General features: G+C 72.1%; 13 protein-coding genes. 5 read left to right on the forward strand and 8 right to left on the reverse strand.

All coding sequences use genetic code 11. From position 1 onward, the window contains the following. The first annotated feature begins 26 nt into the window (after window positions 1-26). The 4 genes from AB0K28_RS02675 (at window position 27) to AB0K28_RS02690 (ending at window position 3,676) form a co-directional block, all read left to right on the forward strand. Window positions 27-1,226, forward strand: a complete 1,200-nt coding sequence (locus AB0K28_RS02675; RefSeq protein WP_364364242.1) for a cytochrome P450 — start codon at window positions 27-29, stop codon at window positions 1,224-1,226. 65 nt (window positions 1,227-1,291) lie between these two features. Then, the gene (locus AB0K28_RS02680) at window positions 1,292-1,990 is read left to right on the forward strand and encodes a response regulator transcription factor (RefSeq protein ID WP_364364245.1); all 699 of its coding nucleotides are present in this window, start codon (window positions 1,292-1,294) and stop codon (window positions 1,988-1,990) included. Continuing rightward, window positions 1,987-3,372, forward strand: a complete 1,386-nt coding sequence (locus AB0K28_RS02685) for a HAMP domain-containing sensor histidine kinase (RefSeq protein WP_345386921.1) — start codon at window positions 1,987-1,989, stop codon at window positions 3,370-3,372. The genes AB0K28_RS02680 and AB0K28_RS02685 overlap by 4 nt, the downstream gene beginning before the upstream one ends. Before the next feature lie 61 nt (window positions 3,373-3,433). Further along, window positions 3,434-3,676: an ATP-binding cassette domain-containing protein gene (locus AB0K28_RS02690; RefSeq protein ID WP_364364517.1), complete on the forward strand. Its 243-nt coding sequence runs from the start codon at window positions 3,434-3,436 to the stop codon at window positions 3,674-3,676. Between the two features lie 60 nt (window positions 3,677-3,736). Here the strand turns inward: AB0K28_RS02690 and AB0K28_RS02695 are convergent, their stop codons facing one another. From AB0K28_RS02695 to AB0K28_RS02710, 4 genes are all read right to left on the reverse strand, one after another. Further along, window positions 3,737-4,003, reverse strand: a complete 267-nt coding sequence (locus AB0K28_RS02695; protein WP_345386917.1) for a hypothetical protein — start codon at window positions 4,001-4,003, stop codon at window positions 3,737-3,739. A gap of 69 nt (window positions 4,004-4,072) precedes the next feature. Further along, complete coding sequence (locus AB0K28_RS02700) at window positions 4,073-4,924, reverse strand: helix-turn-helix transcriptional regulator (RefSeq protein ID WP_345386915.1); 852 nt, start codon at window positions 4,922-4,924, stop codon at window positions 4,073-4,075. Window positions 4,925-4,981: 57 nt separating this feature from the next. Then, window positions 4,982-5,251 (reverse strand): hypothetical protein, encoded by a 270-nt coding sequence (locus tag AB0K28_RS02705; RefSeq protein WP_364364250.1) that lies wholly within the window; start codon window positions 5,249-5,251, stop codon window positions 4,982-4,984. 162 nt (window positions 5,252-5,413) lie between these two features. After that, the gene (locus tag AB0K28_RS02710) at window positions 5,414-6,427 is read right to left on the reverse strand and encodes a phosphotransferase family protein (protein WP_345386910.1); all 1,014 of its coding nucleotides are present in this window, start codon (window positions 6,425-6,427) and stop codon (window positions 5,414-5,416) included. Between the two features lie 93 nt (window positions 6,428-6,520). Between AB0K28_RS02710 and AB0K28_RS02715 the strand changes: the two genes are divergently transcribed. Next, window positions 6,521-7,432, forward strand: coding sequence for an ROK family protein (locus AB0K28_RS02715; RefSeq protein ID WP_364364253.1), 912 nt, complete (start codon window positions 6,521-6,523; stop codon window positions 7,430-7,432). Here the strand turns inward: AB0K28_RS02715 and AB0K28_RS02720 are convergent. From AB0K28_RS02720 to AB0K28_RS02735, 4 genes are read right to left on the reverse strand one after another with little or no spacing between them, the layout of a single operon-like run. After that, entirely contained in the window at window positions 7,423-9,141 is a 1,719-nt protein-coding gene (locus AB0K28_RS02720; protein WP_364364256.1) for an acyclic terpene utilization AtuA family protein, read from the reverse strand. The genes AB0K28_RS02715 and AB0K28_RS02720 overlap by 10 nt on opposite strands. Then, window positions 9,129-9,887 carry an enoyl-CoA hydratase-related protein gene (locus tag AB0K28_RS02725; RefSeq protein ID WP_345386900.1) on the reverse strand — a complete coding sequence of 253 codons (759 nt, stop codon included), beginning with the start codon at window positions 9,885-9,887 and terminating at the stop codon, window positions 9,129-9,131. The genes AB0K28_RS02720 and AB0K28_RS02725 overlap by 13 nt, the downstream gene beginning before the upstream one ends. Then, on the reverse strand, window positions 9,884-11,749 hold the full coding sequence (locus AB0K28_RS02730; RefSeq protein ID WP_364364260.1) for a biotin carboxylase N-terminal domain-containing protein: 1,866 nt from the start codon (window positions 11,747-11,749) through the stop codon (window positions 9,884-9,886). Before AB0K28_RS02730 ends, AB0K28_RS02725 begins: the two co-directional genes overlap by 4 nt. Further along, entirely contained in the window at window positions 11,746-13,281 is a 1,536-nt protein-coding gene (locus AB0K28_RS02735) for a carboxyl transferase domain-containing protein (RefSeq protein ID WP_345409274.1), read from the reverse strand. The genes AB0K28_RS02730 and AB0K28_RS02735 overlap by 4 nt, the downstream gene beginning before the upstream one ends. Between the last annotated feature and the right edge of the window lie 106 nt (window positions 13,282-13,387).

Genomic DNA, 13,387 nt, shown 5'->3' on the forward strand with positions numbered 1-13,387 from the left:
GGAGTCCGGCTATTACGGAGCAGACTATGGCGGAAAGCTTCCCTGTCCATCGCACGTGCCCGTTCGCCCCGCCTCCCGAGTACGAGGGCTGGCGCGACCAGGCCCCCCTCGTCAGAGGCGAGACCTCCCGCGGCGAGGTGTGGCTCGTCACCCGGCACGCCGAGGCCCAGCAGATCCTCGCCGGAACCGGCTTCAGCACCGACCCCCGCACCCCCGGCCACCCCAGCGCCCCCGACACCGCGACGATGACGCCCGAGGAGATCGCCGCAGCCCATCAGCTGTCCGTCGGGTTCTTCATCGACCACGACCCGCCCGAGCACACCCGCTTCCGGCGGCTGCTCATCAGCGAGTTCACCGTCCGGCGGGTCAGGGAGATGCGGCCCGGCATCCAGCGGCTGGCCGACGAGCTGCTCGACGACATGACCGCCAAGGGCGACGAAGGGGAGCTGGTGGAGGCGTACGGGCTGGCGCTCCCGTCGCTGGTCATCTGCCGGCTGCTCGGCGTCCCGTACGCCGACCACGACTTCTTCCAGTCCCGCACCAGGATGATGGTGGACGCCGGGGCCGACGAGCGGGCCAGGCGGTCGGCGACGTACGAGATCAGGTCCTACCTCGCCGACCTCGTCACCGACGTCGTCGCCGCGCCCAAGGACGACCTGCTGGGCCGGCTGGCCACCGGCGGCAAGCTGACCGCCGAGGAGCTGACCGGGGTGGCCTTCCTGCTGCTCGTCGCCGGTCACGAGACCACGGCGAACATGATCCCGCTGTCGGCGTACACGCTGCTGCGCAACCCGGACCAGCTCGCCGCGCTGCGCGAGAACCCCGGCGGCTGGCCGGCCGCGGTCGAGGAGCTGCTGCGTTACCACTCGATCGTCGACTGGGTGGCCTTCGACCGGGTGGCCGTCGAGGACCAGGAGATCGGCGGGCAGCTCGTCAGGAAGGGCGAGGGCGTGTACGTGCTCGGCGCGTCGGCCAACAGGGACGAGCGGGCGTTCGAGCGGCCCGACGACTTCGACGTCCAGCGCGGCGCCCGCCACCACGTGGCCTTCGGGTACGGGGTGCACCAGTGCCTCGGCCAGAACCTGGCGCGGGCCGAGCTGGAGATCGCGCTGCGCACGTTGTTCGAGCGGCTGCCCGGGCTGCGCGTCACGGCGACGGAGGAGGAGCTCGGCCTGAAGTACGGCAAGGCCATCTTCGGGCTCACCAGGATGCCCGTGGCCTGGTGATCGTCAGGAAACGAAGGTGAGATCGTTCATCCGGTTCTCATGATGACGCCTTACCTTTGGTAAGTATGAGTGAGCCTGCACGTCTGCTGGTGGTCGACGACGAGCCCGCGTTGCGCGAGGCGCTGCAGTCGAGCCTGGAGTTCGAGGGCTACAAGGTCGCCACCGCCGACGACGGGCAGCAGGCCCTCGACGCGCTGGGCGCGGAGACGTACGACGCGGTGCTGCTCGACGTGATGATGCCACGGCTCGACGGGCTCACCGCGTGCCGCAGGCTGCGGTCGTCGGGCAACCACGTGCCCGTCCTCATGCTCACCGCCCGCGACGCCGTCGGCGACCGGGTGTCGGGGCTCGACGCGGGGGCCGACGACTACCTGGTCAAGCCGTTCGAGCTGGACGAGCTGCTGGCCCGGGTGCGCGCGCTGCTGCGGCGGGCCTCGATCAGCACGGGCACGCCGGAGGGCGACACGCTCACCTACGGCGACCTGCGCATGGACCAGGCCACCAGAGAGGTCACCCGCGGCGAGCGCAGGCTCGACCTGACCCGCACCGAATACCTGCTGATGGAGCTGTTCCTCGCGCACCCGCGCCAGGTACTGACCCGCGACCAGATACTCAGCGAGGTGTGGGGCTTCGACTTCGAGCCGACCTCCAACTCGCTCGACGTCTACGTCATGTATCTGCGGCGCAAGACCGAGGCCGGCGGCGAGCCGCGAGTGATCCACACCGTGCGCGGGGTGGGGTACGTCCTGCGGAACTCCCCATGAGCAGGCGCACGAGCACGATGCGGTCCCGTCTGGCCGCGCTCTCCAGACGGGGCAGCCTGCGCACGCGGCTGACGCTGCTCGTCACGGTCGCCGTGGCGGTGGCCATCGCGACGTGCGCCGGCCTGTCCTACTACATCGTGCAGCAGCGGCTGCGCAGCAACCTCGACATGAGCATCGTGGAGTCGCTGAAGGACAGCGACCGCGACTACCTCCAGCATCACTGCACCGAGCAGGGCACGCAGGGCATGTTCGACGGCATGGCGACGCTGCTGCGCTCCGACGGCACCACCTGCTCGATCGGGCCGCCCATCGTCCCCGTGTACGACAAGGACTCCGAGGCGTTCGAGCCGTGCGAGCCGGTCTACCGCGACGGCCACACCAGCGACGGCACGCCGGTCCGGGTGGTGGCGCTCAACTTCGACAAGGGCGTGGCCGTGATGGAGGCCAGGCCGATGTGGTGGGTCAGCAACACGCTGCGGCGCTCAGCGCTCATGCTGAGCGGCATCACCGCGCTCGGCGTCATCGGCGCGGCCTGGGCCGGGCTCGTGATCTCGCGGGCCGCGCTGCGCCCGGTCGGCGAGCTGACCAAGGCGGTCGAGCACATCGCCCAGACCGAGGACCTCGGCACCCGCATCCCCGTCACCGGCAACGACGAGATCGCCCGCCTGTCGTCGTCGTTCAACGCCATGACGGCCGCGCTGGCCGGGTCGAGAGAGCGGCAGAAGCAGCTCGTCGCCGACGCGGGCCACGAGCTGCGCACACCGCTCACCACCCTGCGCACCAACATCGATCTGCTGCTGCGCAGCGAGCAGACCGGCCGCAGCCTCGACCCGGCCGCCAAGGAACGCCTGCTGGTCAACGTCAAGGCGCAGTTCGCCGAGCTGTCCACGCTGGTCACCGACCTGCTCCAGCTCGCCAGGGGCGACAACGACCACGAGCCGCACGTCGAGCTGGCCCTGCACGAGGTGGTCACCGCGGCGGTCGAGCGGGCCAGGCTGCGCGGCGCCGAGGTCAGCACCGACCTGCGGCCCTGGTATCTCGTGGGCAACGCCGCCTCTCTGGAACGTGCCGTGCTCAACCTCATGGACAACGCGGCCAAGTTCAGCCCTGGCGGCCAGATCGAGGTGCGGCTGCTCGACGGCCGGCTGACCGTCCGCGACCACGGGCCGGGCTTGCCGGAGGAGGAGCTGCCGCACGTCTTCGAACGCTTCTGGCGCTCGCCCTCCGCCCGCGGCCTGCCCGGCTCGGGGCTGGGCCTCGCGATCGTCAAGCAGGCCGTCGAGGAGGCGGGCGGCACGGTACGCCTGGGCAACGCGCCCGGTGGCGGCGCGATCGCGATCATGGAGCTGCCCGGGAGTAACGTACGCCAGTCCGCGTCCTGAAGGCGGCCCCCGGGGTTCTGAAGGCGGCCCCTCGGGGTTGACAACGATCAGCGAGGTCGTGGTGCTGATCGGCGACAACGGCGCGGGCAAGTCCACGCCGGCGAAGATCCTGTCCGGGGTCGAGCGGCCGGACGGCGGGACGATCGCGATCGACGGCGAGCCCGTCGCGAGACGCGGGAGGCGTGCGAGCGGCTCGGGGTGCGGCTGGCCTCGCAGAGCGCGCCCGTGTCCGCGTTGTCCGGCGGGCAGCGGCAGGGGGTCGCCGTCGGAGCGCGGGACGGGGGGCCCGCGCGGGCCGGCCTAACGCGGTGGTGAAGTGCGGCGCTCAGGCACGGTGATCAGGCGGGGCGATCAGGCGGGGTGGTCAGGCGGGGAGGGCGGCGAGGAGGAAGGCGAGGCGGGCGGCGGCCGACTCGACGTCGTCGGTGGTGCCCAGGCGGTAGCCCCAGGAGGTGATGAACGCGCCCTCGTCGGAGCAGGTGACGGTCTCGGCGAGGGTGGCGGAGAACCGGTTGCGAACCGACACGTACGCCGGGTCGCAGGCCAGCGCGATGCTCTGCACGGACAGGTCAGCGTGACGACCCGCGTGCCAGGCGAAGCGCTCAAGGCTGAGCGCGGTATCAAGCATCATGCGTCACCTCCGCAACGTCTCGCGACAGAATTGCACGATCTTGGCGGAGGAGGCAAGCAATTGCTGCGGTTAATGTGGAGTTTGTTTCCGGTATTCGTGAAGAACGGAGATGATGACCTCCCGTCCGGTCTCATCGAACTCCGCCACCTTCACGTAATCGTCGAAGGCCCGTACGTAAAAGGCGATGTCGTCGGGGTCGCGCAGGATGAGGTCCTTCGTCATGGTGGCGACCGCGACCATGGCCTCGTTGAAGATCCAGAAGCCGTTGATCGGGCTGGACGGCAGCTCGGTGCCGAACGGGATGACGCCGAACTCCACGTTCGGCAGGGTGCTGACCGCGAGCAGGCGGTCGAGCTGGCCGCGCATCACCTCGGGCGGGGCCACCGCGGAGCGCAGCGCGGCCTCCGTGACGACGAACCTGAACGTGCGCGTGCGGTCGTACAGGATCTCCTGGCGCTGCATGCGCACCCGGACCGCCGCGTCGATCTGGTCGGCGGCGCTGTAGAGGCGCTTGACCTTGCGGAAGACGTGCCTGGCGTACTCGGAGGTCTGCAGCAGGCCCACGATGATGCCGGGCTCGAAGACGCGGAACAGTTTGGTGCGCGCCTCCAGGTCGCGGATGTCCTCCTGGAGTGCGGCCAGGCCGCTGCGGTGGCGCTGTTTCCAGTCGTCGTGCCGTTCGAGCAGCGCGATCGACTGCCGGATGAGCTCGTCGGTCGTGTCGGGCGAGGCGTTGACGGCCTGCGCCCACACGACGACGTCATCCTCGGTCGCGGTCTGCCGGGCGTTCTCGAGGCGGGAGACCTTGGAGGGTTGCCAGCGCAACCGCTCGGCCAGCTCCTTGCCCGACAGATGGGCCGCCTCGCGCAATTGGCGTAACTGGCTGCCGAGATCGATGCGCGCCTGCTGAAAGGACGTCACGCGGCAAGAGGCTAGCTCCGGTCACGCCGATCATGCCAGGGCCCTCCGCAAATGTGATCAAGCGGTTGCCGTGGGTGTCTCTTCGCTGGTCGGGAAAGCGGTTACCGTCCCATTCCGATCATCGGGCAGGACGCGGCGGGCGATGTCGGTGAGGAGTTCGCGGGGCACTTCGACCGCTGTCTCGCCGTCGAGGACGTCGCGGAGGTCCGCCAGCGCCTCCGCGTCGGTGACTTGCAGACCCTGCACGACGATGGTGCCGCGGTCGGTCTCGTACAGGGTGGGGCAGGCGCCCGCCTCCGAGGTGGAGCCGAGAAACCGCATACGCATGACGTTCCTTCCCCGATGATTGATGCAATTGCGCGCAATTGTACGGGCCGGGGGTAAGCATGTGATCGTTTTTCCGGAAATCGTGATATAAGGCTGGCGCCGACATATGCCTTTTGTGGCGATTTATGGTGGCTATGTGTAGCTTTTGGGGCGTTCGACCGATCAGGAGAGCGCGCCGCCCATGAACTCCCGCGCCCGCTCGAACAGGCTCAGCGTCGTCGCGTGCAGCAGGTCGCCGATGTCCTTGGGCGCTTTGCCGGCGCACGCCCGCGCGTGGGTGCCTTCGAGCACGATGCCCAGCTTGAAGCAGGCCATGACCGCGTACCACTCGACGGCCGACATGTCCCGCTCCGACAGCTCCCCGTAGTAGGCGACGATCTCCTGCGGCGCCGGCAGGCCGGGCACGTGCCCCGCGCTCGACGGCCAGGTGGCCAGCAGCCAGCCCAGGTCGAGCAGCGGGTCGCCGATCGTGCACATCTCCCAGTCGACGATCGCCGCCACGCGCGGCCCGTCGCAGGCGAACATCAGGTTCGCGAAGTGGTAGTCGCCGTGCATGATGCCCGGCGTGAACGCGCGGGGCAGGTGCCGGGTCAGCCACGCGGCGGTCTCGCGCAGGCCGGGGATGTCGGGGCCCGGATAGCCGTCGAGCTCGCCGTACGAGTCGAGCTCCTTCAGCCAGCGCGGCACCTGCCGCTCCAAAAAGCCGTCGGGCCGCCCGAACCCCGGCAGCACGCCGGGATCGACCCGCCCCAGCTCGGCCAGCGCCGCGGCGGCCTCCAGGCCCATGCGGTGCCTGATCGCCGGGTCGGAGGCGTGCGGCTCCGGCAGCCCCGTCGAGGGGTTGAACCCGTCCACCGGCTCCATGAGGTAGAACACCGGCTCACGCAGCGTCTGCGCGGCCACCAGCCGGGGCGCGGGGACCTGCGTGCCGCGCAGCGCCGCCAGCACGCGCGCCTCGCGGCGCAGCACCTCGTTGCTCTTGCTGCGGGCGTGGACGGGCGGGCGGCGCAGGATGTACGGGCGGCCGCCGCGCTCGAAGCGGACCATGACGTTCTGCGTGCCGCCGAGGACCGGCGCGGGGCCGGTGATGGGGCCGCCGGGCAGGCCCTGGGTGTCCATCCACGCGCCGAGCGCGTCGAAGTCGATCGTGCCGACGTCGATGTGGGTGGAGGTCATGGGCCGCCCCTCGACAGAACGATATTCTGGTGCCTGACCCTACGAGAGCGGCTCCCGGCCGGTCAACCGTGGCGTTGTGAAAGGATGCCGCGGGTGACGTACGTGGCCGCGATCGACGTCGGCGGCACCACCATGAAGGGCGGGCTCGTCGCCCGCGACGGGACGATCCTCCACCTCGAACACCGGCCCACGCCGCGCGCCGAAGGGCCGGAGCGCGTGATCGCGGCGATCTCCCGCTTCGCCGCCGACCTCACTCGGCCCTGGGCCGGCTCAAGCGCACCCTCACCGGGCCCCGGGGACCTCGCGGAGGGGGCGCGGCCGGTGGCGGTGGGGCTGGCCGTGCCGGGGCTCGTCAGCCCCACGCATGCCGTCTTCTCCGCCGCCTTCGGCTGGCGTGACGTGCCCGCTGCCGCGTTCGCCGACGTGGACCTGCCCGTCGCGCTCGGCCACGACGTGCGGTCGGCGGGGGAGGCCGAGCTGGCGTACGGGGGCGGCGAAGCACATGTGCTGTACCTGCCGATCGGCACGGGCATCGCGGGAGCCGTGGTGCCGTCGGGCGCGCTCTATGGCGGCGCGGGCGGCTGGGCCGGGCAGATCGGGCACGTCCCGGTGTGGCCCGACGGGCTCGCGTGCGGGTGCGGGCAGGCGGGGTGCCTGGCGGCGTACGCGTCGGGGTCGGCCGTGGCGGCGCGGTGCGGGGTCCCCGGCGCCGAGGACGTCGTCCGGCTGGCCGCCCAGGGCGACGCGCGGGCCACGGCGGTGTGGGCGGAGGCGGTGGAGGCGCTCGCGCTGGCGCTGGCGACGTACACGCTGGTGCTCGATCCCGCGGCCGTCGTCATCGGGGGCGGCGTGTCGCAGGCGGGGGACGCGCTCGTGGTGCCCCTGCGCGAGCGGCTGGCCGCCCGGCTCGCCTTCCGCCCCGCTCCCGACGTACGGACCTCGCGCCTCGGCCCCCTGGCCGGCCTGCTCGGCGCGGCCCTGCTGGGCTGGACCGCTCAGGGGTGAAGGTCGGCCGGGACCTCCACCGGACGGGCTCGTAGCTCCTCGCCCAGCGCCTTGGCCTGCGGGTCCAGGCGGGTGCTCGCCGCCACACCCCGGCCGAGGAGGCCGTGGATCACGAAGTTGACGGCCTTGAGGTTGGGCAGGTCGTGCCGGTCCACGCGGTACGGGCGCAGGGCCGGGAGGAGGTCCTTCAGGGTCTCCACGGTGAGGTACGCGGCCAGCCAGTCGTAGCGGGGCCGGGTGTCGGTCCAGACGCCCAGGTTCGCGTTCCCGCCCTTGTCGCCCGATCGGGCCCCGGCGATGCGGCCCAGCGGGATCGGCACGCCCTTCCCACCGGGAGCCGGCCGTGGCGTGGGGGCTTGCTGGATGATCGGCGCCTCGGTGGGCGGGGGCGGCTGCTCGAAGGGGATCTCGGTGCCGTCCACGAAGACGCGGGGGCGGACCTGGGCGGCCGGGACGAGGACCGGCCAGTGCACGCCGTACGGGGAGGCGTCCCCCGGCGGGGTGAGGGCGTAGAAGCCGGGGTAGCTGGCGAGACCGGTCTCGACGACGGCCGATGAGAAGGCGCGGCCCGCCGTGCGGCGGTCGCCGGACATGACCGTGATCCGCAGAAGTGCCGTCCCGGACTCCGACCGCGGGTCCAGGCCGGTGAGGGTGACGGAGACCTCGTCGAAGCGGTCACGGGGGATGCGGGCCCACAGGGCCTCCTCGGCCAGCCTTGCCTTGGCTGGCAGGTCGAGGCCGGTCAGGACGAGCGTCATCGTGTTGCGGTAGCCGCCCAGATGGTTGACCGACGCCTTGAGCGTGTCAGGTGGCGGCTCCCCGCGGACGCCGGAGACGCGGACCCGGTCGGGGCCGTCGTCGGTGAGCGTGATGGTGTCGAAGCGGGCGACCACGTCGGGCCCGAGGTAGCGGGGGCCGCCGAGCTCGTACACGAGCTGCGCGGTGACGGTGCCGACCGAGACCAGGCCGCCGGTGCCGGGGTGCTTGGTGATGACGGAGGAGCCGTCGGCGTGCAGCTCGGCGAGCGGGAAGCCGCAGTGTCCGAGGTCGGGAACGTCCTGGAAGAACGCGTAGTTGCCGCCGGTCGCCTGGCAGCCGCACTCGATGACGTGCCCGGCCACCACCGACCCGGCCAGCGCGTCGAGGTCGCCAGGCTCCCAGCCGTACCGCCAGATGCCGGGCCCGGTCACGAGCGCCGCGTCGGTCACCCGCCCGGTCACCACGACGTCCGCGCCGGCCGCGAGCGCGGCGGCGATGGGCCGGCCGCCGAGGTAGGCGTTGGCGGTGAGCGGGGTGGCGCCGAGGCGCTCGCCCGTGTCGGCGTTGACGAGGTCGAGGGGCAGACCGGTGAGGTCGTCGCCGGTGACGTACGCGATGGAGGGGCTGAGCCCGAGCCGGTCGCCGAGCTCGTGGACGGCCTCGGCGCACCCGGCGGGGTCGAGACCGCCCGCGTTCGTCACGATCTTGATGCCGCGGTCGAGGCAGGGGCCCAGAACGTCTTCGAGCTGGCGCAGGAACGTCGGCGCGTACCCGGGACGGCCCTTGAGCCGGTTGCCGGCCAGGATGAACATGGTCAGCTCGGCCAGCCAGTCGCCGGTCAGCACGTCGATCGGCCCGCCCGTCACCATCTCGCGGGCGGCGGAGAGCCGGTCGCCGTAGAAGCCGCTGCAGTTGGCGACGCGCAGCACCACGGGGCTCACACCGTCCACGCGGGCGGGCGCTTGGCCTTGAACGCGGCGATGCCCTCCTGGCCCTCCTCGGAGGTGAAGCGCTCGGCCGACAGCTCGGCCATGGCCCGCAGCCCGTCGTGGAACGACATCGCGGGCACCTCCCTGACCAGCCGTTTCGTGATGGCGAGCGCCTCGGGGCCGCCCTTGGCCAGCATCTCGGTGTAGCGGGCGACGGTGGCGTCCAGCTCGTCCTCGGGGACGGCCCGCGACAGCAGTCCGATCTCCACGGCCCGCGCCGCGTCGAACACCTCGCCGGTCAGGAAGTATTCGGCCGCCGCCCTGGCCGACAGCCTCCTGAGGACCGGCACGGCGATCATGGCGGGCGCGACCCCGAGACGTACCTCGGTGAACGCGAACGAGGCCGTCAGCGGCGCGATCGCGAAGTCGCACGCGGCGACCAGGCCGAGCCCGCCCGCCCTCGCGGTGCCGTTGAGGCGGCAGACGACCGGCTTGGGGCTCTCCCAGATCAGCTCCATGATGTCGGGGAACGACGCCGTCACCGGCGCCCCCGGCTCGCCCTGCTCCTTCAGGTCGGCGCCCGAGCAGAACACCGTCCCCGTGGCGGTCAGCACGATCACCCGGGCGGCGGGCTCGTCCAGGGCCTGCTTCAGGTGCTCGGACAGCTCGCCGAGCAGCGCCACGGACAGCGCGTTGCGGTTGTGCGGCGAGTCGAGCGTGATCGTCGCGACGCCCGCGGCGAGCTCCTTGTGCACCAGGCCCGTCATGAGTCCCCCTCCTGGATGATCGCCAGCACCTCGCCCGCGTCGACCTGCCGGCCCTTCTCCACGTGTACGCCGGACACCACTCCGTCGGCCGGCGCGGTGATCCGGTGCTCCATCTTCATCGCTTCGAGGACGAGGACCGTCTGCCCCTTGGTCACCCGGTCGCCGGGCGCCACCTCGACCCGCAGCACGCTACCCGGCATGGGGGCGAGCAGTGAGCCAGGGGCGGTGTGCTCGGCGGGTTCCGGCAGGCGGGGGAGCGGGGTCAGCCGCGCGGCGCCCTCGGCGTGATCGACGTAGAGCGGGCCTTCCGGTTCATACCTGGCCACCTCGTACGTACGCCGCACGCCGTCGCGTTCCAGCACCACCTCGTCGGGCCCGGCCCTGACCACGCGGACGTCAGGGGGCAGCGGGTCGTAGGTGACGGGGCCGGTCTCCTCGAAGGTGACCGTGCGGGGCTGGGAGCGGACGTTGCGCCAGCCGCCCGGCAGCCCGCCGAGTACGCGTGCCCGGCGCCGGTTCCCGGCGGCCATCGCGAGCGCGGCGGCCAGCGGAGCCAGGTCGTCGACGGCCTCCGAGGGGGCCGGGGGGCGGTCGAGCAGCCCGGTGTGCGTGTCACCGGCCACAAAGTCCGGATTTTTCAGAACGTCGATTAATAAATCGCGGTTAGTCGGTACGCCGTGCAGCTTCGCCCGGCGCAACGCCCCCGTCAGCCGCCGCACCGCCCCCGCCCGCGTCGCCCCGTACGCGACCACCTTGGCCAGCATCGCGTCATAGTGCGGCGGCACCACGGACCCCGACTCCACCCCGGCGTCCACCCGCACGTCACCGGGGACCTCGAACCGCCGCAACGTGCCGCTCTGCGGCACGAAGGAGGCGTCCTCGGCGTACAGGCGGGCCTCCACCGCCCACCCTGACGGCTCGGGCGGCGACGGCGGCAGCGCCGCGCCCTCGGCCACCTCCAGTTGCAGCCGGACCAGATCGACGCCGTAGACCAGCTCGGTCACCGGATGCTCGACCTGGAGCCGGGTGTTCATCTCCAGGAACGCCACCCGGTCGCCCTTGACCAGGAACTCCACCGTCCCGGCCCCGACATAGCCGATCTTGCGGACGGCTCTGGCGGCGGCGTCGTACAGCAGCTCCCGCGTCGCCTCCGTGACGCCGGGCGACGGGCACTCCTCGATCACCTTCTGGTGCCGCCGCTGCACGCTGCACTCGCGCTCGCCCAGCGTCCACACGCCGCCGTACCGGTCGGCCAGCACCTGCACCTCGACGTGGCGGGCCCGTTCCAGCAGCGGCTCGGCGAAGACCGTGCCGTCGCCGAACGCCGCGGCCGACTCGCGCCGCGCCGACTCCACCGCCTCGGCCAGCTCGTCCGGCCCGCGCACGATCCGCATCCCGCGCCCGCCGCCGCCCGCCGACGCCTTGACCAGCAGCGGGTACTCCCCGGGCGCGGCCAGGTCGAGCGAGGGCAGCACCGGTACGCCGGCCTCCGCCATCAGCCGCTTCGCCCCGATCTTGACCCCCATGGCGGCGATCGCCTCGGGTGGCGGCCCCACCCACACCAGCCCTGCGTCCAGCACCGCCCGCGCGAAGGCGGCGTTCTCCGACAGGAACCCGTAACCGGGGTGCACCGCGTCCGCCCCGCTCGCCCGGCAGGCCGCGAGGATCCGCTCGGCGTCCAGGTACGTCTCGGCCGCCGACACGCCCGGCAGGCGTACCGCCAGGTCGGCCTCGGCCACGTGCGGCGCGTCCGCGTCGGCGTCGGAGAAGACGGCGACCGTCGAGACGCCGAGCGAGCGGCAGGTACGGAACACGCGCCGGGCGATCTCACCCCGGTTCGCGACCAGCAGGCGGGTGATCACGGGCGGAACACTCCATATCCCGCCGGCTCAGGCACCGGCGCGCTGTTGATCGCCGACAGGCACAGGCCCAGCACCGTCCGCGTGTCACGCGGGTCGATCACGCCGTCGTCGTACAGGCGGCCCGACAGGAAGAACGCCGCCGACTCGGCCTCGATCTGCTGCTCCACCATGGCGCGCATGGCCGCGTCCGCCTCCTCGTCGTACGGCTGCCCCTTCGCCAGCGCCGACGCCCGGCCCACGATGGACAGCACCCCGGCGAGCTGCGCCGGGCCCATCACCGCCGACCTGGCGCTCGGCCAGCTGAACAGGAAGCGGGGCTCGTACGCGCGCCCGCACATGCCGTAGTTGCCCGCCCCGTACGAGGCGCCCATGACCACGGTCAGGTGCGGCACGGTCGAGTTGGACACCGCGTTGATCATCATGGCGCCGTGCTTGATGATGCCGCCCTGCTCGTAGTCCTTGCCGACCATGTAGCCGGTCGTGTTCTGCAGGAACAGCAGCGGGGTGCGGGTCTGGTTCGCGAGCTGGATGAACTGCGTCGCCTTCTGCGACTCCTCGCTGAACAGCACCCCGCGCGCGTTCGCCAGCACGCCCACCCGGTAGCCGTGCACGCTCGCCCACCCCGTCACCAGCGAGGCGCCGTAGAGCGGCTTGAACTCCTCGAACACGCTGCCGTCCACCACCCGGGCGATCACCTCGCGCGGGTCGAACGGCACCTTCAGGTCCTCCGGCACGATGCCGAGCAGCTCGTCCGCCGGGTACGCCGGCTCGCGCACCTCCCCGTCCGGCTCGCGGCCCAGCTTGCGCCAGCCGAGCGAGGCGACGATGCGGCGGCCGATGCGTAAGGCGTCGTACTCGTCCTGCGCCAGATGGTCGGCCAGGCCGCTCACCCTGGCGTGCATCTCCGCGCCGCCCAGCGACTCGTCGTCGGACTCCTCGCCGGTCGCCATCTTCACCAGCGGCGGCCCGCCAAGGAACACCTTCGCGCGCTCCCTGACCATCACCACGTGGTCGCTCATGCCCGGCACGTACGCGCCGCCCGCCGTCGAGTTGCCGAACACCAGCGCCACCGTCGGCACCCCCGCCGCCGACAACCGCGTCAGGTCGCGGAAGACCTGCCCGCCGGGGATGAAGATGTCCTTCTGCGTCGGCAGGTCCGCGCCGCCGCTCTCGACCAGATTCACGTACGGCAGGCGGTTGCGCAGGGCGATGTCGGCGGCGCGCACGGTCTTGCGCAGCGTCCACGGGTTCGAGGCCCCGCCGCGCACCGTCGGGTCGTTCGCCGTGATCACGCACTCGACGCCCTCGATCACGCCGATGCCCGAGACCAGGCTCGCGCCCACGGGGAACTCGGTGCCCCATCCCGCGAGCGGCGACAGCTCAAGGAACGGCGAGTCGGGGTCGACCAGCAGCTCGACGCGCTCCCTGGCGGTCAGCTTGCCGCGGGCGCGGTGCCTGGTGACGTACCGCTCGCCGCCGCCCGCCACCGCCTTCGCCTGCTCGGCGGCCAGCTCGGCCAGCTTGGCGAGCATCGCCTCCCTGCGGGCACGGTGGTCGGCCGAGCCGGTGTCGAGCCTGCTGATGATCACGGGCGCCCTCCTCGTACGGAGCCGACGATCATGCCCACGCTAACGCAGG

Source organism: Nonomuraea sp. NPDC049504 (assembly GCF_040676845.1).
Lineage (GTDB): Bacteria > Actinomycetota > Actinomycetes > Streptosporangiales > Streptosporangiaceae > Nonomuraea > Nonomuraea salmonea.

Coding starts and splice junctions, on each gene's coding strand:
- AB0K28_RS02725 (WP_345386900.1), bottom strand. CDS start 9,887: ATGACGGGCCTGGTGCACAAGGAGCTCGCCGCGGGCGTCGCGACGATC.
- AB0K28_RS02710 (WP_345386910.1), bottom strand. CDS start 6,427: ATGACCTCCACCCACATCGACGTCGGCACGATCGACTTCGACGCGCTC.
- AB0K28_RS02735 (WP_345409274.1), bottom strand. CDS start 13,281: ATGCTCGCCAAGCTGGCCGAGCTGGCCGCCGAGCAGGCGAAGGCGGTG.
- AB0K28_RS02685 (WP_345386921.1), top strand. CDS start 1,987: ATGAGCAGGCGCACGAGCACGATGCGGTCCCGTCTGGCCGCGCTCTCC.
- AB0K28_RS02680 (WP_364364245.1), top strand. CDS start 1,292: ATGAGTGAGCCTGCACGTCTGCTGGTGGTCGACGACGAGCCCGCGTTG.
- AB0K28_RS02705 (WP_364364250.1), bottom strand. CDS start 5,251: ATGCGTATGCGGTTTCTCGGCTCCACCTCGGAGGCGGGCGCCTGCCCC.
- AB0K28_RS02695 (WP_345386917.1), bottom strand. CDS start 4,003: ATGATGCTTGATACCGCGCTCAGCCTTGAGCGCTTCGCCTGGCACGCG.
- AB0K28_RS02675 (WP_364364242.1), top strand. CDS start 27: ATGGCGGAAAGCTTCCCTGTCCATCGCACGTGCCCGTTCGCCCCGCCT.